Source organism: Duganella violaceipulchra, assembly GCF_019166075.1.
In the GTDB taxonomy this organism is placed as follows: Bacteria; Pseudomonadota; Gammaproteobacteria; order Burkholderiales; family Burkholderiaceae_D; genus Rugamonas; species Rugamonas violaceipulchra.
In genome coordinates this window covers 102444-121582 of the sequence record NZ_JAHTGR010000007.1, presented here as the reverse complement: position 1 = coordinate 121582, position 19139 = coordinate 102444, and the positions used below count along the sequence as shown (strand labels likewise).

The 19139-nt window shown below is 60.7% G+C and carries 18 protein-coding genes and 2 pseudogenes; 11 read left to right on the top strand and 9 right to left on the bottom strand.

Annotation, left to right across the window (positions count from 1 at the left end; translation table 11 throughout):
• The first annotated feature begins 8 nt into the window (after positions 1-8).
• The 3 genes from KVP70_RS14820 (at position 9) to KVP70_RS14810 (ending at position 3156) form a co-directional block, all read left to right on the top strand.
• On the top strand, positions 9-416 hold the full coding sequence (locus KVP70_RS14820; protein ID WP_070267263.1) for a cytidine deaminase: 408 nt from the start codon (positions 9-11) through the stop codon (positions 414-416).
• A gap of 3 nt (positions 417-419) precedes the next feature.
• Positions 420-1640 carry a nucleoside deaminase gene (locus KVP70_RS14815; protein ID WP_217942998.1) on the top strand — a complete coding sequence of 407 codons (1221 nt, stop codon included), beginning with the start codon at positions 420-422 and terminating at the stop codon, positions 1638-1640.
• Positions 1641-2388: 748 nt separating this feature from the next.
• Positions 2389-3156 carry a BglII/BstYI family type II restriction endonuclease gene (locus KVP70_RS14810; RefSeq protein WP_217942997.1) on the top strand — a complete coding sequence of 256 codons (768 nt, stop codon included), beginning with the start codon at positions 2389-2391 and terminating at the stop codon, positions 3154-3156.
• Here KVP70_RS14810 and KVP70_RS14805 read toward each other — a convergent pair.
• From KVP70_RS14805 to KVP70_RS14775, 7 genes are all read right to left on the bottom strand, one after another.
• Positions 3153-4037 (bottom strand): DNA-methyltransferase, encoded by an 885-nt coding sequence (locus KVP70_RS14805; RefSeq protein WP_217942996.1) that lies wholly within the window; start codon positions 4035-4037, stop codon positions 3153-3155. The genes KVP70_RS14810 and KVP70_RS14805 overlap by 4 nt on opposite strands.
• Positions 4038-4252: 215 nt before the next feature.
• Positions 4253-4639, bottom strand: a complete 387-nt coding sequence (locus KVP70_RS14800; RefSeq protein WP_217942995.1) for a VOC family protein — start codon at positions 4637-4639, stop codon at positions 4253-4255.
• Positions 4640-4649: 10 nt separating this feature from the next.
• Positions 4650-5075 carry a VOC family protein gene (locus tag KVP70_RS14795; protein ID WP_217942994.1) on the bottom strand — a complete coding sequence of 142 codons (426 nt, stop codon included), beginning with the start codon at positions 5073-5075 and terminating at the stop codon, positions 4650-4652.
• 118 nt (positions 5076-5193) lie between these two features.
• Complete coding sequence (locus tag KVP70_RS14790; RefSeq protein ID WP_217942993.1) at positions 5194-5979, bottom strand: LytR/AlgR family response regulator transcription factor; 786 nt, start codon at positions 5977-5979, stop codon at positions 5194-5196.
• Entirely contained in the window at positions 5976-6905 is a 930-nt protein-coding gene (locus KVP70_RS14785) for a sensor histidine kinase (protein WP_217942992.1), read from the bottom strand. Before KVP70_RS14785 ends, KVP70_RS14790 begins: the two co-directional genes overlap by 4 nt.
• Positions 6902-7168, bottom strand: coding sequence for a hypothetical protein (locus tag KVP70_RS14780; protein WP_217942991.1), 267 nt, complete (start codon positions 7166-7168; stop codon positions 6902-6904). The genes KVP70_RS14785 and KVP70_RS14780 overlap by 4 nt, the downstream gene beginning before the upstream one ends.
• Positions 7169-7297: 129 nt before the next feature.
• Positions 7298-7870, bottom strand: coding sequence for a GNAT family N-acetyltransferase (locus tag KVP70_RS14775; RefSeq protein WP_217942990.1), 573 nt, complete (start codon positions 7868-7870; stop codon positions 7298-7300).
• Positions 7871-8016: 146 nt separating this feature from the next.
• On the opposite strand from KVP70_RS14775, the gene KVP70_RS14770 reads away from it, so the two are divergent.
• The 3 genes and pseudogenes from KVP70_RS14770 to KVP70_RS35655 all read left to right on the top strand — a co-directional run.
• Positions 8017-9102 (top strand): FxDxF family PEP-CTERM protein, encoded by a 1086-nt coding sequence (locus KVP70_RS14770; protein ID WP_229224835.1) that lies wholly within the window; start codon positions 8017-8019, stop codon positions 9100-9102.
• A 66-nt stretch (positions 9103-9168) separates the two neighbouring features.
• A pseudogene (locus tag KVP70_RS14765) lies at positions 9169-9957 on the top strand (choice-of-anchor A family protein); the annotation flags it as partial.
• A gap of 48 nt (positions 9958-10005) precedes the next feature.
• Positions 10006-10098: pseudogene (locus tag KVP70_RS35655) on the top strand (PEPxxWA-CTERM sorting domain-containing protein); the annotation flags it as partial.
• Here KVP70_RS35655 and KVP70_RS14760 read toward each other — a convergent pair.
• On the bottom strand, positions 10061-10741 hold the full coding sequence (locus KVP70_RS14760) for a TetR/AcrR family transcriptional regulator (RefSeq protein WP_217942989.1): 681 nt from the start codon (positions 10739-10741) through the stop codon (positions 10061-10063). The pseudogene KVP70_RS35655 and the gene KVP70_RS14760 overlap by 38 nt on opposite strands.
• Entirely contained in the window at positions 10723-12198 is a 1476-nt protein-coding gene (locus KVP70_RS14755; RefSeq protein ID WP_217942988.1) for an aminotransferase-like domain-containing protein, read from the bottom strand. The genes KVP70_RS14760 and KVP70_RS14755 overlap by 19 nt, the downstream gene beginning before the upstream one ends.
• 204 nt (positions 12199-12402) lie before the next feature.
• Here KVP70_RS14755 and aptA point away from each other — a divergent pair, with 204 nt between their 5' ends.
• The 5 genes from aptA to preA are packed head-to-tail and all read left to right on the top strand — an operon-like array spanning position 12403 to position 19067.
• Positions 12403-13719 carry an omega-aminotransferase AptA gene (gene aptA / locus KVP70_RS14750; RefSeq protein WP_217942987.1) on the top strand — a complete coding sequence of 439 codons (1317 nt, stop codon included), beginning with the start codon at positions 12403-12405 and terminating at the stop codon, positions 13717-13719.
• Positions 13720-13732: 13 nt separating this feature from the next.
• Positions 13733-14848, top strand: coding sequence for an alanine dehydrogenase (ald, locus tag KVP70_RS14745; RefSeq protein ID WP_217942986.1), 1116 nt, complete (start codon positions 13733-13735; stop codon positions 14846-14848).
• Between the two features lie 22 nt (positions 14849-14870).
• Complete coding sequence (locus KVP70_RS14740) at positions 14871-16373, top strand: CoA-acylating methylmalonate-semialdehyde dehydrogenase (RefSeq protein WP_229224833.1); 1503 nt, start codon at positions 14871-14873, stop codon at positions 16371-16373.
• A 28-nt stretch (positions 16374-16401) separates the two neighbouring features.
• Positions 16402-17772: an NAD(P)-dependent oxidoreductase gene (locus tag KVP70_RS14735; RefSeq protein WP_217942985.1), complete on the top strand. Its 1371-nt coding sequence runs from the start codon at positions 16402-16404 to the stop codon at positions 17770-17772.
• A complete protein-coding gene (preA, locus tag KVP70_RS14730) occupies positions 17772-19067 on the top strand; it encodes an NAD-dependent dihydropyrimidine dehydrogenase subunit PreA (RefSeq protein ID WP_217942984.1) in 1296 nt (431 codons plus the stop codon). The genes KVP70_RS14735 and preA overlap by 1 nt, the downstream gene beginning before the upstream one ends.
• Positions 19068-19139 lie beyond the last annotated feature (72 nt).

Below are 19139 nucleotides of genomic sequence, written 5' to 3'. Positions count from 1 at the left end.
AGCCGCACATGAACAAACAAGAACTGATCGTCGAAGCCGCCGCCGCGCGCCTGAAGGCTTACACGCCGTATTCCAACTTCAAGGTCGGCGCTGCGCTGCTGACCAACGACGGCAAGGTCTTCCACGGCTGTAACGTGGAAAACGCATCCTACGGCTTGTGCAACTGCGCCGAGCGTACCGCCTTCTTCAGCGCTTTCGCGCAAGGCTACAAGCCGGGCGACTTCTCGCAACTGGTCGTCATCGGCGAGACCGATGGACCTATCGCACCGTGCGGCGCTTGCCGCCAGGTGATCTTGGAGTTGGGCGGCAACGAACTGCCGGTTCTGCTGACCAACCTCAAAGGCGACATCTACGAAACCACGGCAGCCGAGCAGCTGCCGAACGCCTTCGGTGGCGCTGACCTGAAGAAGAAGTAAAACTTGGCCTTCAAGAAGACAATCGATGTGCAGGCAGCCGTCGCGATAGCGGCGGCGGAGGCTATTGCCGCCAAAACGCAGGGCACCTTTGGCGTCGGCGGCTTGATGCTCGACCAGCATGGCAACGTGCTGCAGTCGCTGCACAACAACGTTATCAAGCAGGGGCTGATCTTCGATCCGACCGCTCACGGCGAGCGCCAGTTGATTGACTGGTACTACGCTGAACGCGCCAGGGGCCGCGAGCTGCCGGAACCGCAAGACATCACCATCGTCACCTCGCTCGATCCCTGCTGCATGTGCAGTGGCGCGATCCTGGCTGGCGGTTTCAATGTGGTGGTGGCCGCGCCGGACAAAAGCGCGGGCGTCAACTACGACGCCAGCGCCACCTTCAGCGCGCTGCCGGAAGCATTGAGGCCACAGGCCGAAGCGACGTTCAGCTACCCGGCCATCCTCGGCTCGTCGCTGTACACGCGCGCCAGCTCTGGCGCCGCGCCGAAGTCCTTCTTCATCGGCAAAACCATCTCCGAACCGACGCAGGCCTTGTGCTCATTGGTGTTCGAGGCCACAGCCGGCGAAGTGACGGAACTGTTCAACACAGATCTGCCGCAACAACAATTGAAATGCCCGATGACGCTGGCGTCCCACCACGCCATCGTGCGCGCGCTGCGACAGCTGTATCCGGACGCCTTGGCCTACCGCTGCACGCCGCAGCATCCAGACGCAGGCCTGGCGCCGTTCCTGCTGCAAGCGATGGCGCGCGACCGCGAACATGGCGGGGCAGGGGATGCGGTGGCCTTGCTGGATTCGTTCGGCAATCTGCTGCTGTGCATGCCGGGCCGGATGTCGTACTCGGGCATCCGCAGCGCCTTCATGGAAACCACGCGCGCCTACGCGCAGCTGCGTTTCAAGTTGATGGCCGGGGCCACGCCGGCGCAACAGGACGAAGTGCGCCAGTATCTTGGACATCCCAAGGACGGCACCTTCGTCTTTGCCCAAGGGCCGGATAGTGGCGCCATCAGCTTCATGAACCTGGGCGCCTATGGCTCGACGATGGAAGGCCCGCTGCCGCTGAAAAATCCGACGCAGTTCCAGTACGTCCTGCCGGGCATGCCGGAAGCCGAACTGGCAGCGCTGTGCGCCACTATGCCGCCGCTGTACCGCAATATCATCCGCATCCGGCCTACCCAGGTGGCTGACCAGGACCTGATCGCCGCGCTGGCCTAAGCTTGTCTTGCACGCTTGGCCTGGCACGGAGATAGTGCTAGGTTAAATCCATTCCCATCGATAGCCGTTGGAGGAACTGGAAATGTCTACATTGCAAAAGGAATTCGAGGTATTCGCTCAGAACCTCGACGCAATGCTGGCGGATGAAGGCAAGTATGCTGTTATTTCTGGAGACACATACTTGGCACCTATGGCAGTTTCGAGGAAGCCATCAAGGCCGGCTATGACGCCTTCGCGTTGATACCGTTTTTGGTGTAGCAGATACTGCCTGTTGAGGAAGTTGTTTATATCAATAGCGATGTGCTTTCCCAATCCCCAACCTAAATTTTTCTATTAGCCGCGATGGCCCGGTGATTGATTGTAGAGAGCTGCTGAACCGTTGGAGGTTCATCTACAACGGCACAGCGGCCTCATTTGCCTTGTGCTGCCAGCGACGCCGCGTCGGCGTCGCCCTGCATCATGCCGAAGATGTTGCCGTCGTGGTCTTTGGCGTGGGCTAGCCGGCCGATGCCGGAGGGGCGGCATCTTCGGCACTACTATCTCTGTGTTCAATTTTGCCAACTGAGCCAGCTAGTGTTGCCGGGCATGCTGGCAAGTGAATTGGCAGCGCCATGTGCCGCCGCTCTACCTCGACATCACTCGTATTCGGCCTGCTCAGATTGTGGGCGGTACATCTAGTCTCTGCGTTAACTTGTCAGTGGGAAAATAATGCCCTATAGTCGATTCATCGAATTATAGGAAACGTCCAATGAAATGGCTTCGTACGCTGGTGTTGTTCAATGAGGGTGACATTATGTCGTCTGAAGGATGGAAAGCTGTTCATCAAAGTTATAAGGACGCAATTGAGAAGATTTTTCATCCGATTGGAAGTGGTGCGCTGACCATCCGAAACAAGGCGCGTCGTCCCGATAGTAAAGTTTATGATCGTAATGGCGTCGGCTATTTGCGTAGCCATTTTCTGCGCAATATGATGGAAATCGAGGGGTGGAAGTCAGAAGCGGATGTTAATCTTGGGAAAAATCGCCAACAGCCAGTGATTTTTTTGTACCCCTCCGGCGAGGCTTATCAGGAGCCAATAGTATCGAATTTTGGTGGATTTGATTTTCTTACATCGACACTGGATGGGCACAAGGTAGCAATTGAGTGGGAGACAGGAAATATCTCTTCGTCTCATCGGTCAATGAATAAATTAGCCATTGCCTTAAAAACGGGGATTATCCAAATAGGGGTATTAATTGTGCCTAGCCGCGATTTGTACGCCCAATTGACGGACCGTATTGGGAATATCGCCGAGCTTTCTGGATATCTGGAAATGTGGGAAAGCCTACGTCCCAAAGATGGACGAGGATTGCTCGCCATCTCTGTAGTTGAACATGATGCTTTGTCGAACGATCCGTCGTTGCCTTATTTGCCGACGGCAAGTGACGGTATGTCAGGTCATGCAAAGCGCAAGGCCGCCAAGAGCAAAACGAAAACCTTGACAAAGGTCAAGTCTAAAATCAAGGGGGAGAACTAAGAGTTAACGAAGAGTGAGCTCTGTACGATTTCGTCGGTATCGCATTGACAATCATCACCGTTGATTTGAAGGCGATAGTCCTTGGATAGCTTCCGTCCAGATTTTTTTTGTCGCGCGAGATCGTCCTGCTTAAACAAAATATTTTTGTTGGTTTGAATGTCGAGCAGATGCTCCTTATCACCTTGAAGTGATGCAAAGCGTTCGGCAATTGCGGAACAATCTAGTTCGCTACCTATCCAATGTCTCCCGGTCAATTCGGCAGCCACAAAAGTCGTCCCAGAACCTCCGAATGGGTCAAGGACTACAGAGCCGGCATCGCTTGACATTGCGATTATGCGATCCATTAATTTTAAGGGCAGTGCATTTGCTGAGCGTTTCTTGTATTTTGCGTGTCGTACTGGTGGAATGTCCGTCCATACGTCGGCCAAGTTCACACCTTTCGGGTTCATCTTGTTTTTATAGCCGCCATAGTCGCGAATCTCGCCACCACAATGCCGGCAGCAGCTAATAGGGGTGCGGTCAGGATGGAAAATGGCTGGCTTTTCACCTTTAATATAGTAAAGCAGCGAGTAATGCGAAGGATATAGTCGGTTTGTGATCGGCAGCGAATATTTAATGTCGACCGAGATCCAGTGCCGAAAATTCAATTGTTGGTTAAGGTGAGCGCCTAAATGAATATTCCATTTTGGTAAATTCCATAGGAATAGTGCACCACCGGGTTTCAAAACCCGAACCATCTCATCGAGCCAATTTTTACACCATTCCAAGTAGTCTACTTCAGATATTTTATCGTTAATTTTCGAGGAATATTCTTTATTTAGATTAAATGGAGGGTCAGCAAATGCAAGATCTACGCATTCCGCAGGCATCGCTTTTAACATGTTGAGACAATCCGTCTCGTAGAGTCTGCCCAATGGGGTTTCTAGTATGGGATGTATTCCCCCCATCGCCCCAAATGGGGACGGGGCTGGGGAGTTTTCAATATCTAGTTGGTCATGCAACTTCACGGTAATTCTGCTTTCACGTCGGCAATCTGATGTGCATTATAGACCCTCATCATCATCCTTTGGGGGAGGCGCACTATTGCTTTTACTGATCAGATAGCTTGCGTATCGGCTTGCATCATGCCGAAGATGTTGCCGTCGTGGTCTTTGGCGTAGGCCAGCCAGCCGACGCCGGGGATGGCCATCTTTGGCACCACCACCTCCGCCTTCAACGAGCCCACGCGCGCCAGCATGCTGTCGAGCTGTTCGGCATCGATGGTGCAGACGAAGGCGTTCACGCCCTGCATCGCCTCGGGCGCAGGCCCCCGGCGCGGCAGCAGGCCGCCGTTGATGCCGGGCTTGCTGCTGTCGCCAGTGTCGATCAGCCAGTATTCGCCGCCTTCCCACTTGTTGAAACTCCAGCCGAACAGCTCGCTGTAGAACTCGATCAGCACCTGCGGTTGGCTGGCCTGGATTTCAAAATGTACTGGACGTCCCATGATGTTCCCCTTAATCCGCCGGATCGTAAGTGCCGATGCTCCAGATGTGGCCCTCGGGGTCGCGGCAGGTGAAGCCGCGTCCGCCGTAGTCCTCGTCCTTGATATCGAGCAGGATGTCGCCGCCGGCCTGCCTGACGTTGTCGTACACCTTGTCGGCGTCGTTGACGACCAGGTAGGAACTCTGCGTGTTGAACTGGCCGATCTCGGCGGGCTGTTTCATCAGACGCCCGAACTCGGTGTCGAACACCGAACCGAGCATGATCATGCCGTTGCCGAAACTGAGCTGCGCGTGGGCGATGCTGCCGTCCTCGTTCGGCACCACCAGCGTCGCTTCAAAGCCGAACGTGGTGCACAGCCAGTCGATGGCGGCTGGCGCGTCGCGGTAGCGCAGGCATGGAATGACGTTGCTGCGCGTCTGCTTGGGTATGCTGGACATTGTTTTCTCCCTGTCGTGGTATGGAACAGATTCGATCAATATTTGCCCCCATCCGTTCGGCGGCCTGGTGTGGCCGAACGATGCGGGAAAGTATATATTGATAACGATCAGAGGGAGATTACATTTGCTGAAATAAATGCGCGTTGCCGCGGCTGACTTCCAGCTGTTCGTTGAAGTTGCGGATCTTCACCATCTGCCGTCCGCGCAAGTCGCGCGTGACTTCTTCGATGGCATCGACCCGCACCAAGGTCGAGCGGTGGATGCGCCAGAATTCGTCCGGGTCCAGTTCGTCGGCCAGCTCCTTCAGTGTCTTGCGTATCAACACTTCCGCTTGCGCGGTCTGCACCCGTGTGTATTTTTCGTCGGCGCGGAAGAACAGCACTTCGCGCGTGCTGATCATGCGCAGGTTGCTGCCGACCACCGCCTGGATCCAGCGCAGGTAGTCCGGTTTGGCGCTCGGCTTGCTCTGGCTGGACAACAACTGGCTCAGCTGACGCTCGATGTTGGACGGCTGCTGGCCGATCAGCGATTGCAGGCGCGCGCAGGTGGTCTTCAGGCGTTCGCCGCCGGCCGGCTTCAACAGATAATCGAGCGCGCCCTGTTCGAAGGCTTCGATCGCGTATTGATCGTAGGCCGTCACGAACACCAGGTGGCAGCGGTTGAACAGCATGCGCGCCGCCTCGATGCCGGACAGGCCGGGCATGCGGATGTCGAGGAACACGATGTCCGGCTGGTACTGGCCGGCCAGCGCCACGGCCTCGATGCCGTTGGCCGCCTCGGCGACGATCTCCAGTCCCGGCCACGCTTCCAGCAGGCGCGCGCGCAGCTGGCGGCGCATCGGTTCCTCGTCGTCGGCGATCAGCGCGGTGGCGCGGCGCTGGCCGCCCGGTGTGGCGATATTCATTTCGAACCTCGGGCAAAAATATCCGGCGCATACGGTATGCGGACGCTGGCGCGGGTGCCGCCGGTCAGTGGTGCTTCGATCACCAGCTGTGCGCGGTTGCCGTACAGGATGCGCAAGCGTTCGCGCACATTGGCCAGGCCGATGCCGTCGCCGGCGTGGATGTTGAAGCCGATGCCGTCGTCCAGCACGTCCACCTGCAGCATGGCGCCGTCGACGCTGGCGCGGATGTCGATGCGGCCGCCCTCGATCTTCGGCTCCAGGCCGTGCTTGATGGCGTTCTCGATCAGGATCTGCAGCATCATCACGGGGAAGGTGGCGCTCAGCATTTCCGGCGGCACGTCGACCGACACCGCCAGCCGCGCCCCCATGCGGGCCTGCATGATGGCCAGGTAGGCGCGCGACATCTCGATCTGCCGGCCCAGCGTGCCGCTGCCCTTGGCGCGCATCTGCGGCAAGGTGGCGCGCAGGTAGTCGATCAGATTCTGGTGGATGCGCGCGGCCTGCGGCGGATCGGTCTCGATCAGTTGGCCGATCAGCGCGAGGGTGTTGAACAGGAAGTGCGGTTCGACCTGCGCCTGCAAGGCCGCCATGCGCGCCTCGACCAGGCGCCGCTCCATGCCTTCCTCGTCGGCGTGGCTGGTGGCGTCGCGCGCTTCGATCTCGGCCTTACGCTTGCCGCCGGCCAGCACCTTCAGGCCCAGTGACAGTCCGATGAAGGCGACGGTCTGCTTGGGCAGGCCGAACGGCGTCAGGCCGAACAGCAGCAACAGCAGCCACACCATCATCAGCTTGCGCCATTCCACCTGCGCCAGCCAGTCGAAGAAACGCCACCACATGCTGGTGGCCGTTTCGCCGATCTCGCGGATGATGTCGAGCAGGCTTTTGGCGTTGTCGTAGCCGGCCTTGGCCAGCCCGCGCTTTTTCATTGCTGGTTCTCCTGGCGGCGACGCTGGCGGCGGCCGCCGACCACGCAGGCGCCGACGGCGATCTTCAGCACCAGGAAGAAGGCGAACAGCACCATCGCCAGCGGCAGGATGGTCAGGATGAAGGCCAGGATCAGCGCGGCGCCCAGCAGCGCCGGCGGCGACATGCGCTGCACCAGACGCACGCCGTAGCGCACGGTCTGCGCGAAGGCGCGGAAGATTTCTTCCATCAGATCCATCACGGCCTGGCTGTTCAATTTACTCATTTGGTACTCCATCAAAATCGTTGCGATGGAATCACTGTAGCAAAGCCCTCAGGCGCGCTGTGGCGGATTCCGATCAACTGCGGTTTGAGCGGGATGGCCGGTTATTCCAGAGGATAAGCGGCGGCTAAATCAGTGCTTCTGTGTAATGACCGTTGCAGCGTCCCAGTCGCTGCGCAGCAGGCCGTAGATCACGCTGTCGGAGATCTCGCCGCTGACGAACCAGCGCTCGCGCAGCAAGCCTTCACGCTGGAAGTGCAGGCCTTCCAGGATGCGGCCGGAGGCAATGTTGTCGGGGTGGATATCGGCTTCGATGCGGTGCAGCTCCAACGCGCCGAAGCCATGGGCGATCAGGGCGGCCAGCGCTTCCTGCATGTAGCGCTTGCCCCAGTGCGGCTGCGCCAGCATGTAGCCGATGTCGCAGCGATGGTTGCGGCGGTCGAAGGCATACAGGGTTGCGGTGCCGATCAGTTTGCCGTCCGGCAGCACCACCGCCAGGCGCAGCGAGCTGCCGTCCTGGTAGCCCTTGAGGGTTTGTTCGATGTTGTCGACGGCCTGGGCGGCGTGCAGCCACGGGCCGCTGCTCCAGTAGCGCAACGCGACGGGATCGGAGAACAGGCGGAACATGGCGTCGGCATCGCCACGGTCGACGAAGCGCAGGGTCAGGCGGGTGGTTTGCAACTGGAAGGGTTCAAAGCTGGGCATGCTGGTTCTTCTGTTGATAGACGGCCTGCCAGCTTAGCGGATTTCATACGGCCGTTGGTGATTTTCATAACACTGACAACAGGAAATAATGATATGCTAAAAACAATATATATTATTCTTCTAATATCTCCCCCAAGGACCGCTCCATGATCGCTCGCACTTGCATCGCCATTGCCGCCGCAACCCTTTTGTCTGGAACTGCTTGCGCGGCGCCGCTGACCGCCAATCAGATGCTGCAGCAGTTTAACCTTGTCGTCAGTGGCAACCTGACCTCGACTTCGCACGTGGACGGCCGCGCCTATGTGGACCTGAATGCCAACGGTGGCGATTACGTGCAGCACGCCAGCGATACGCCGGCTTCGGCCTATGCTGGCCTGACCGTGGGCGGCACGCTCAGTGGCAACGTCCATGTGAACGGCCTGGGCCTGGTGACCGGCGGCGACGCCAACGGTATCAACGTCAACACTGGCTCCTCGTACGTGGGCGGCTCCGCGAGCGGCTCCAGCTTTAACGGCGACGCCTGGGTGGCGGGCACCGCCAGCAGCGTCAACTTCAACGGCGGCGCGCATGCGGGCAGCTACGTCAACACCAATCACAACAACGTACTGGCCGCGCCGACCGGCGTGATGAACAGCACGCTGGCGGCTTCAACCTCGACCAATTTCGGCGCGGTGATGACCGGCCTGTCGAGCCAACTGTCGGCGCTGCACGCGACGGCCGGCACCGCTGTCACGTACAGCAACAACGATAGCAATGTGTTGCTGAGCGGCACCGCCGTCAATGGCGTGCTGGTGTTCGACCTGACCCATGAGGACAGCAAGATCTTCTCGAACAAGGTGACCGATATTTCCTTCAACCTGGGCGGCGCCAGCACGGTGATCTTCAACACCGACGACAGCAACCTGAGCTTGTACGCCAATTTCAACCAGGCGCAAACCCTGGGTAGCAAGCTGATCTGGAACTTCGCCGGCCATGACACCAGCGTCACCGTCGGCCGCACCTTTGGCGGCCAGGTGCTGGTGGCGGACGGCACGTTCAGCAACGTCGGCGGCGCCAATGTCGAAGGCGGCGTGTTCGCCAGGACGCTGAACCAGTTCGGCGAGATCCACCTGCAGAGTTTTAGCGGCTCGGTGCCGGCCGCGCCGGTGCCGGAACCGGAAACCTACGCCATGCTGCTGGCCGGCCTGGGCCTGATGGGGGTGATGCTGCGCCGCCGCAAACAGCAAGGATGAAAGTGCTTCGTGGCAACGGAACGTGATATACTTGAAGTAATTTAATTTGCCATCAAGGAACTATTCATGGTCGCTGTCACGAAAACCGCTGTTTCTGCTGTCGTTCTTGCAATGGCTACGCTGGGTGGCGCGCAGGCTGCCGTGCTGGATCTGGGGCTGCATGGCGCCAACGTATTTTCCTTCACCGATTTCAAGGCGCCCAGCGCCGACGTCGAGGGCGCCATCATGGCCGGTCGCGATGTTCAGCTGGAAAATTACTCGGTCAACGCCAACAACGTCGACGCCTACGGCAGCTACTCGCTGATCGCCGGCCGCGACCTGAAGTTCACCAGCGGCTCGATCAAGAACGGCGACACCTTTGTCGGCGGCAAAGCCAGCCTGACCCAGAGTGTCGATGTGTACTCGAAAATCAAGACCGGCACCGCGCCGGTCAACATGACCGCGCTGGCCGGCCAGCTGACGTCGACTTCGAGCTCGCTGTCCAAGCTGTCCACCACCGGCACCGCCACCGAGCAGTGGGGCGGCCTGAACATCGCCGGCAGCAAGAAGAGTGTGGAAGTGATCGACATCGACGCCAAGACGCTGTCGAAAGTCACCTACTTCAACTTCAGCAACCTGAACGTGGGCTCCACGCTGATCGTGAATGTCAGCGGCGACAAGGGCAGCTTCAACGGCGGCTACCAGGGCTTCGAGAACTACAACGTGCTGTTCAACTTCTACCAGGCGACCGGCCTGGGCATCCACACCGGCCTGACCGCCAACATCCTGGCGCCACTGGCCAGCGTCAACGGCGGCAGCGGTGTCATCAACGGCAATGTGATCGTCGATTCGTGGAGCTCGTCGGTGCAGATCAACGCCAACCACTTCTTCAAGGCGGTCGACGTGAAGGGCTACACCACCCCCGTGCCGGAACCGGAAACCTACGCCATGCTGCTGGCGGGCCTGGGCCTGGTGGGCTTTATGGCGCGCCGTCGCAAGCTGGCCGCGGCACGCTGATCGCCGACAGCACCATATCGACGATGACCTTCTCGGCATCGTCGAAGTCCTTCCTGGTGAGCTGCTTGCGGTTCAACACCAGCGCCATCTGCGCCGAAAAGTCCGCATAGGATTGCGTCATCGCCCAGATGGCGAACAGCAGGTGCGTCGCATTGATCGGCGCAATCTTCCCCTCGCTGATCCACTTCTCGAACACCTCGATGTCCTTGCGCACCAGCGGCACCACGCGGTTCTGGATCTGCGCGCCGTACATCTGCGCGCCGCTGATCACCTCCATCGCATACACGCGCGACGCCCACGGCTGCTCGCGCGAGAATTTCAGCTTGGCCTGCACGTAGGTGCGCAGCACGTCGCGCGGGTCCTGGTCGCCGGAGGCCAGGTTTTCCATTCGCTCCAGCCACTCGTCCAATACCTCGTCCAGTACGCGTTGGTACAGCGCCTGCTTGGTGGGGAAGTAGTACATCAGGTTCTGCTTCGACAGGCCGGCGTTCTCCGCCACCGTGGCGATCGAGGTGCCTTCGTAGCCGCATTCGGCGAACACCCGCACCGCCTCGGCGGCGATGTCGGCTTCCAGTTTGTCGCGATTGAGAACGCGCCGTTTGATCTTCGGCGCTGGCTCGGCATTCAGTTTTGCTGTCGGCATGTGAGTCTCAGGAAGGTCAGGAGTTGAGGGTGGTCGGTGTAGGCCACGTTGAAGCGGAACCAGATCGATTCCGGTGCGCGCAGCATGAAGAAATCGCACGGCGACAGCAGGATGCCGGACTTGAGCGCGAGGTCGGCGATGATCTTGCCGTTCCAGTCGGCGGTAGGCGCCTCGCTCCAGCCGGCGCTGACGAACATGCCGCCGCGCGGCCTGGCCAGCGGCTCCATGCCGACGCTGCGCAGACTGTCGATGGCGCGTTCGCGGCCGGCCTCCAGCTGGGTGGCCAGCTTGTCCACCATGCGCTTGTAGGGCCGCGCGGTGATGGCGTGATAGACGGCGCGCTCGTTGATCTCGGAGGTGGTCAGGCCGGCCAGCATCTTCACCCGCAGCAGCTCGGGGATCAGCGAGGCCGAGGCGCAGATCGAGCCCACGCGCAGCACCGGCGACAAGGTCTTGGAGAAGCTGCCGACGCGGATCACGCGCCGCAGGCCGTCCATCGCCGCCAGCGAGGCTTCGCCGCGCGGCGCCAGCTCGCGGTAGATGTCGTCCTCCACCAGCCAGAAATCGAACTGCTCGGCGAGGCCCAGCAAGCGGTGCGCCTGCGCCACGCTGAGCGAGGTGCCCAGCGGGTTTTGCAGCACCGTGTTGACGAACATGAGCTTGGGCTGGGTTTGCGCGGCCTGCCGCGCCAGCGTGTCGAAATCGAGGCCATGCTCGCCGCGTGGTATGCCGACCGGCACGCAGCCGTGGTGGCGTATCAGCGACAGCAGGTTGCTGTAGCCGGGATCTTCGACGAACACGGTGTCGCCCGGCTTGGTCAGCGTGCGCAGGATCAGGTCGAAGGCGTGGGTGGCGCCATGGGTCAGCAGCACCTGTTCCGGTTCGACCGGGAACAGCTCATCGCTCAGCGTCGACGACAGCTGCTGGCGCAGCGACGGGAAACCGAGCGGATGGCCGTAGCCGCGCAGCCGGTTAGCGGGAATGCGCATCGCATGGCGCACGGCGTCGAGGATGGTGTCCTCGCCGTACCATTCGGGCGGCAGCCAGCCGGCGCCCACGGCCAGCGCGTCCGAGGTGCCGGAATACAGGTCGGGGGTGAGGGCGTCGATGGCGGTTGGCGTGGCCTGCAAGGTCGACGGCAGCAAGGTCGCGGGAACGTCCTGGCGGGCCACAAAATAACCGGAACCGCGGCGCGATGACAACAGCCCCAAGGTCACCAGACGGTCATAGGATTCGACAACTGTAAAGGTACTGATGCCATTACACTTCGCAAATTGCCGCACCGACGGCATTTTCGTTCCGATGCGCAACTCCCGACGGCCCACCATCGCGCTGATGGCCGAGACGATCTGGTCGACCAGGCTGCCCTTCTTGCTGCGCTCTATGGCGAGCACGGGCCAGCCCATTGCTCCGGGCGGGCAGTCGGTTTGATCGATCGCAGGATTCGCTAGTTCCATCCTTGACTCCACTTAAAGCGCAAAGCAAAACTGTAGTGTTTTTGTTGCCAGTACGGTTGGGCAGTTTTGATATTTGTGTATCTGTGCCATAGTTGTTGCGCTGTCTATTATTGCATCATCATTTTGCCAACTGGTAAATTTTTTTACGGTTCGTCAAAAAAAATCCATACGTTTGCGAGCAAACTGCTATTCCAGGAGATGAGCATGAACGAATCCAGACCTGAATCGATGGCGTCCTTCTGGATGCCCTTTACGAACAACCGAGATTTCAAGGCCCATCCGCGCCTGCTGGTGTCGGCCAACGGCATGTACTACAAGGACGTCGACGGCAACAGCATCCTGGACGGCACCGCCGGCCTGTGGTGCGTGCCGTGCGGCCACGCGCAGCCGAAGATCGTCGCCGCCGTGCGCGAGATGGTGGGCCAGCTCGATTTCGCGCCGACCTTCCAGATGGGCCACCCGGCCGCCTTCGACCTGGCCGAAAAGCTGATGGAGTACACCAACCATAAATTCGGCCACGTGTTCTACACCAACTCCGGTTCCGAAGCGGTGGACACGGCGCTGAAGATCGCGCTGGCGTATCACAAGGCGCGCGGTGAAGCGAGCCGCACGCGCCTGATCGGTCGCGAGCGCGGCTACCACGGCGTCGGTTTCGGCGGCATCTCGGTGGGCGGCATCGCCGGCAACCGCAAGCCATACGGCGTGATGCTGCCCGGCGTCGACCACCTGCCGCATACGCACAACCTGGAGAAGAACGCCTACACGCGCGGCGAGCCGGAATACGGCACCGAGCTGGCCGACGAACTGGAACGCATCGTCGCGCTGCATGACGCGTCGACCATTGCCGCCGTCATCGTCGAACCGGTGGCCGGTTCCACCGGCGTGCTGATACCGCCGAAGGGCTACCTGAAGCGCCTGCGCGAGCTGTGCACCAAGCACGGAATCCTGCTGATCTTCGATGAAGTCATCACGGGCTTCGGCCGTTTGACGACGCCGTTCGCGGCCGACTACTTCGACGTCGAGCCGGACATGATGACCACCGCCAAAGGCCTGACCAACGGCGTGATTCCGATGGGCGCGGTGTTCAGCAAAAAATTCATCCACGACGCCTTCATGGAAGCGCCGGCCGGCATTGAGCTGTTCCACGGCTATACCTACTCGGGTCATCCGGTCGCCTGCGCCGCCTCGCTGGCGACGCTGGAAGTGTTCAAGGAACAGAAGATCCTCGAACACGCCGCCGGCATGGCCGAATACTGGGCCGACGCGGTGCACTCGCTCAAAGGCCTGCCGCACGTGATCGACATTCGCACCATCGGCCTGATCGCCGGCATCGAGCTGGCGCCTATCGCCGGCAAGCCGGGTGCGCGCGCCTTCGCGGCCTTCAAGCAGGCCTTTGCCGACGGCGTCTTGATACGCACCACCGGCGACATCATCGCTTTGTCACCACCGCTGGTACTGGAGAAAAAACACATCGACGAACTTTTTGGAAAGCTGACGACGGTACTTAAAAACCTAAACTAACGAGGAGAACACCATGCTGGTAGGCGTCCCAAAAGAGATCAAGAACCAGGAGTCCCGCGTTGGCCTTACCCCGGCCAGCGTGAAGGAACTCGTATTGCGTGGCCATCAAGTACTTGTGCAGAAAAACGCGGGCGTCGCCATCGGCCTGTCCGATGCGATGTATGAAGGTGCCGGCGCCACCATCATCGACGCGGCATCCGAGATCTTCGCGCGCGCCGAGATGATCGTCAAAGTAAAGGAACCGCAGCCGGAAGAATGCGCGATGCTGCGCAAAGGGCAGATCCTGTACACCTATCTGCACCTGGCGCCGGACCCGGAACAAACCAAGGCGCTGGTGGAGTCGGGCGCGGTCTGCATCGCCTACGAAACCATCACCGGCGCCAACGGCGGCTTGCCGCTGCTGGCGCCGATGAGCGAAGTGGCGGGGCGCATGTCGATCCAGGCCGGCGCCGCGCACCTGGAGAAATCCAAGGGCGGCATGGGCCTGCTGCTGGGCGGCGTGCCGGGCGTGGCGCCGGGCCATATCGCCATCATCGGCGCCGGCGTGGTCGGCACCAATGCCTTGCAGATGGCGGTCGGCATCGGCGCGCGCGTGACGATTTTGGACAAGAACATCGACCGCCTGCGCCAGCTCGATCTGATCTACGGCAACCGCATCTCGACCATGTATTCGAACGCGCACTCGATCGAGGAAGCGGTGCTGGATGCGGACCTGGTGATCGGCGGCGTGCTGGTGCCCGGCGCGGCGGCGCCCAAGCTGGTGACCAAGGACATGATCTCGCGCATGAAGCCGGGCGCGGTGGTGGTGGACGTCGCCATCGACCAGGGTGGCTGTTTTGAAACCTCGTACGCCACCACGCATGAAAAGCCGACCTACGTGATCGACGGCGTGATCCACTACTGCGTGGCCAACATGCCGGGCGCCGTCGCCCGCACGTCGACCTTCGCACTGAATAACGCGACCATCGGCCACGCGCTAGCGCTGGCCGACAAGGGCTGGCAGAAAGCGCTGAAAGCCAATCCGCACTTGAAGAACGGTTTGAATGTCTGTCTCGGCCACGTCACCTACGAAGCGGTGGCGCACGGCCTTGGCTATACCTATGTTGACCCGGACAGCCTGCTGGGCTGATGCCGAAATTTGAAAGAAGATCATGAGCAACCTGGACACCATCACCCATTACATCAACGGCGTAAAAGTCGATACGCAAAGCGGCCGCTATGCGGACGTATTCAATCCCGCGCTGGGCGAACCGGTGGCCAGGGTCGCCCTGGGTACGACGGAAGAAGTCGACGCCGCCGTGCGCGCCGCGGAAGCAGCTTTCCCGGCGTGGGCCGCCACGCCGCCGCTGACGCGCGCCCGTGTTCTGTTCAAATATCTGCAACTGTGCCAGCAGCACACCGACGAATTCGCGGCGATGCTGACGCGTGAACACGGCAAGACCTTCGCCGATGCGCAAGGCGAAGTGGCGCGCGGTATCGAGATGGTGGAATTCGCGGTCGGTATTCCGCAGCTGTTGAAAGGCGAATTCACCGACCAGATCTCGCGCGGCATCGACGCCTGGTCGATGCGCCAGGCGCTGGGCGTGGTGGCCGGCATCACGCCATTCAACTTCCCGGTGATGGTGCCGATGTGGATGTTCCCGGTCGCTATCGCATGCGGGAACACCTTTATCCTCAAGCCTTCCGAGCGCGATCCGTCGCCGTCGCTGCTGCATGCGCGGCTGCTGAAGGAAGCTGGTTTGCCGGACGGCGTGTTCAACGTCATCCAGGGCGATAAGGTGACGGTCGATGCCTTGCTCGATCATCCGGTGGTGCAGGCGGTGAGTTTTGTCGGCTCGACGCCGATCGCGGAATACATCTACTCGCGTGGCTGCGCTGCGGGCAAGCGTGTGCAGGCATTGGGCGGCGCGAAGAACCACATGGTCGTCATGCCGGATGCGGACATGGAAATGACCGTCGATGCGCTGATGGGCGCCGCCTACGGTTCCGCCGGTGAGCGCTGCATGGCGATCTCCGTGGTGGTGGCGGTTGGCGATGCGGGCGACAAGATCGTCGACGCACTGGCAAAGCGCACCGCTGCACTGAAAGTGCGCGACGGCATGGCGGCGGATGCCGAAATGGGACCCGTCGTTTCAAGCGCGGCCAAGCAGCGCATAGAGCGCTTGATCGGCGAAGGCGTGGAGCAGGGCGCGACACTGGTGGTCGATGGACGCAATCACGTCGTCGCTGGACGCGAGAACGGCTTCTTCATCGGCGGTACTTTGTTCGACCACGTCACGCCGGATATGACGATCTACAAGGAAGAGATTTTCGGCCCCGTGCTGTGCATGCTGCGTTCGCCGGATGTGGGCAGCGCGGTGGAGCTGATCAACCGTAACGAGTACGGCAACGGCGTGGCGATCTACACGCGTGATGGCGGCGTGGCGCGCGAGTTTGTGCGCCAGATCCAGGTCGGCATGGTGGGTGTGAACGTGCCGCTGCCGGTGCCGATGGCCTTCAATAGTTTCGGCGGATGGAAGCGTAGCCTGTTCGGCGACCATCACGCATACGGTCCGGAGGGCGTGCGTTTCTATACGCGCCACAAGGCAGTGATGCAGCGCTGGCCGAACACCGCCAGCGCTGGCGCAGAATTTGCATTCCCACAGATGAAGTAAATAACAAACATCTCAGCCAGGAAATCGTATGATGATCGAATCTCTCAAATACATGCCCCAGCCGAAGGAAGCCAATGCCACACTGGCGGAACACTTCACTGACCTGGCACCCGCGCTGAACGCGCGCCAGGCCGCGATCGAAAGTTCGCGCTGCCTGTATTGCTACGATGCGCCGTGCACACGCATATGCCCGTCCGATATCGATGTCGCCAGTTTCATCCGCAATATCCACGATGAAAACGTCAACGGTGCGGCGGTCGGCATCCTCAAGCAGAACATCCTGGGCGGCAGCTGCGCGCGCGTCTGTCCGACCGAGATCCTGTGCGAGGACGCCTGCGTGCGCAATCACGATGCCGAAGGCCAGCCGGTGAAGATCGGCCTGCTGCAGCGCTACGCCATCGACAACATGACGCTTACCGAGCACCCGTTCGCGCGCGCCGCATCGACCGGCAAGAAGATCGCCGTGGTCGGCGCAGGTCCCGCAGGCCTGTCGTGCGCGCACCGCCTGGCGATGCTGGGCAACGACGTGGTGATCTACGAAGCGAAAGAAAAATCCGGCGGCCTGAATGAATACGGCATCGCCAAGTACAAGTTGACCGATAACTTCGCGCAGAAGGAAGTCGACTTCCTGCTGCAAATCGGTGGCATCGAAATCAAGCATGGCCAGACGCTGGGCGGCAACGTGCAGCTGAAGGACCTGCACACGCAGTACGACGCCGTGTTCCTCGGCCTGGGCCTGGGCGCCAGCAAGCAGCTCGGCCTGACCGGCGAGAATGCTCCGGGCCTGCTGGCTGCCGTCGACTATATCGCCGTGCTGCGCCAGGCCGATGACCTGAGCAAGCTGCCGCTGCCTGCGCGCGCAATCGTCATCGGCGCCGGCAATACCGCGATCGACATGGCGGTGCAGATCCAGCGCCTCGGCGCGGAAGAGGTCACGCTGGTGTACCGTCGCGGCTTCGACGCGATGAGCGCCACCGAACACGAACAACACATTGCGAAAGAAAACCAGGTTCGCATGCGCACCTGGGCCCAGCCGCAGCAAGTGCTGCTGGACGAAGCGGGCCGCGTGCGCGGCATGCGCTTCGAGAAAACCGCAATCACCAACGGCCGTCTGGCTGGCACCGGTGAGACTTTCGAGATCGCGGCCGACGCGATCTTCAAAGCCATCGGCCAGAGCATGGACGAAAAGAGCATCAGTGATCCACTGGCGAAAACGCTGAAACGCGACGGTGACAAAATCCACGTCGATGATCAGTTCCGCACAGTCCTGCCGCGTATCTACGCCGGCGGCGATTGTGTGGCGCCCGGACAGGACCTGACCGTGCAGGCGGTACAGCACGGAAAACTGGCGGCACACGCCATTCACCAAGACATTAACGGTATGAAGGAGGCTGCATAATGGCTGACCTGAGCATAGAATTCTGCGGCATCAAGTCCATCAATCCGTTCTGGCTGGCCTCCGCGCCGCCAACCGACAAGGCCTACAACGTGGTGCGCGCATTCGAGGCGGGGTGGGGCGGCGTGGTGTGGAAAACGCTGGGTGAAGATCCGGCCGCAGTCAACGTCTCGTCGCGCTACTCGGCGCACTACGGCAAGAACCGCGAAGTCCTCGGCTTCAACAACATCGAGCTGATTACCGACCGTTCGCTGGAAATCAACCTGACCGAAATCACGCAGGTGAAGAAGGACTGGCCGGACCGCGCCATCATCGTCTCGCTGATGCTGCCGTGCGAAGAGAAGCTGTGGGCCGATATCCTGCCACTGGTGGAAGCCACCGGCGCCGACGGCATCGAGCTTAACTTCGGCTGCCCGCACGGCATGCCGGAACGCGGCATGGGCGCGGCGGTTGGCCAGGTGCCCGAATACGTGGAGATGGTGACGCGCTGGTGCAAGACGCACTCCAAGCTGCCGGTCATCGTCAAGCTGACGCCCAACATCACCGACGTGCGCGCACCGGCGCGCGCCGCCAAGGCCGGCGGCGCCGATGCGGTTTCGCTGATCAACACCATCAACTCGATCACGCACCTGGACCTGGACCAGATGGTGGCCTTCCCGATCGTCGGCGGCGCCAGCACCCACGGCGGCTACTGCGGTTCGGCCGTCAAACCGATCGCGCTGAACATGGTTGCCGAGATCGCACGCGATCCACAGACCAGGGGCCTGCCGATCTCCGGCATCGGCGGCATCGGCAACTGGCGCGATGCGGCCGAGTTCATGGCGCTGGGTTCGGGCTGCGTGCAGGTCTGCACCGCCGCCATGCTGCATGGCTTCCGCATCGTCGAAGAGATGAAGGACGGCCTGTCGCGCTGGATGGACGAGAAGGGCTACAAGAGCATCAGTGAATTCGTCGGCAAGGCCGTGCCGAATACGACCGACTGGAAATACCTGGACATGAACTACCAGGTGATCGCGCAGATCAACCAGGACGACTGCATCAAGTGCGGCCGCTGCTACGTGGCATGTGAAGACACGTCGCACCAGTCGATCGCGCAGCTGATCGATGCGGCCAGCGGCGTGCGCACGTATGAAGTGATCAAGGAAGAATGCGTGGGCTGCAACCTGTGCGAAATCACCTGCCCGGTGCAGGGCTGCATCACGATGGTGCCGCAAAACACAGGCAAGCCGTACATGAACTGGACGCAGGACCCGCGCAACCCGCGCGCGGAGAACATCAAGGTGACGGAAACGGTATAAATGGTATAAATGCGCGGTATAGGTACGGAACTTGCAGCGATAGAAGGAACATCAACCTTTGGAGAAAGCCCC

What these genes read in the sequence shown, in the direction of transcription:
- KVP70_RS14820 (WP_070267263.1), top strand. Translation starts at nt 9, where the DNA reads ATGAACAAACAAGAACTGATCGTCGAAGCCGCCGCCGCGCGCCTGAAG.
- KVP70_RS14810 (WP_217942997.1), top strand. Translation starts at nt 2,389, where the DNA reads ATGAAATGGCTTCGTACGCTGGTGTTGTTCAATGAGGGTGACATTATG.
- KVP70_RS14805 (WP_217942996.1), bottom strand. Translation starts at nt 4,037, where the DNA reads ATGTTAAAAGCGATGCCTGCGGAATGCGTAGATCTTGCATTTGCTGAC.
- KVP70_RS14800 (WP_217942995.1), bottom strand. Translation starts at nt 4,639, where the DNA reads ATGGGACGTCCAGTACATTTTGAAATCCAGGCCAGCCAACCGCAGGTG.
- KVP70_RS14795 (WP_217942994.1), bottom strand. Translation starts at nt 5,075, where the DNA reads ATGTCCAGCATACCCAAGCAGACGCGCAGCAACGTCATTCCATGCCTG.
- KVP70_RS14790 (WP_217942993.1), bottom strand. Translation starts at nt 5,979, where the DNA reads ATGAATATCGCCACACCGGGCGGCCAGCGCCGCGCCACCGCGCTGATC.
- KVP70_RS14785 (WP_217942992.1), bottom strand. Translation starts at nt 6,905, where the DNA reads ATGAAAAAGCGCGGGCTGGCCAAGGCCGGCTACGACAACGCCAAAAGC.
- KVP70_RS14780 (WP_217942991.1), bottom strand. Translation starts at nt 7,168, where the DNA reads ATGAGTAAATTGAACAGCCAGGCCGTGATGGATCTGATGGAAGAAATC.
- KVP70_RS14775 (WP_217942990.1), bottom strand. Translation starts at nt 7,870, where the DNA reads ATGCCCAGCTTTGAACCCTTCCAGTTGCAAACCACCCGCCTGACCCTG.
- KVP70_RS14770 (WP_229224835.1), top strand. Translation starts at nt 8,017, where the DNA reads ATGATCGCTCGCACTTGCATCGCCATTGCCGCCGCAACCCTTTTGTCT.
- KVP70_RS14760 (WP_217942989.1), bottom strand. Translation starts at nt 10,741, where the DNA reads ATGCCGACAGCAAAACTGAATGCCGAGCCAGCGCCGAAGATCAAACGG.
- KVP70_RS14755 (WP_217942988.1), bottom strand. Translation starts at nt 12,198, where the DNA reads ATGGAACTAGCGAATCCTGCGATCGATCAAACCGACTGCCCGCCCGGA.
- aptA (WP_217942987.1), top strand. Translation starts at nt 12,403, where the DNA reads ATGAACGAATCCAGACCTGAATCGATGGCGTCCTTCTGGATGCCCTTT.
- ald (WP_217942986.1), top strand. Translation starts at nt 13,733, where the DNA reads ATGCTGGTAGGCGTCCCAAAAGAGATCAAGAACCAGGAGTCCCGCGTT.
- KVP70_RS14740 (WP_229224833.1), top strand. Translation starts at nt 14,871, where the DNA reads ATGAGCAACCTGGACACCATCACCCATTACATCAACGGCGTAAAAGTC.
- KVP70_RS14735 (WP_217942985.1), top strand. Translation starts at nt 16,402, where the DNA reads ATGATGATCGAATCTCTCAAATACATGCCCCAGCCGAAGGAAGCCAAT.
- preA (WP_217942984.1), top strand. Translation starts at nt 17,772, where the DNA reads ATGGCTGACCTGAGCATAGAATTCTGCGGCATCAAGTCCATCAATCCG.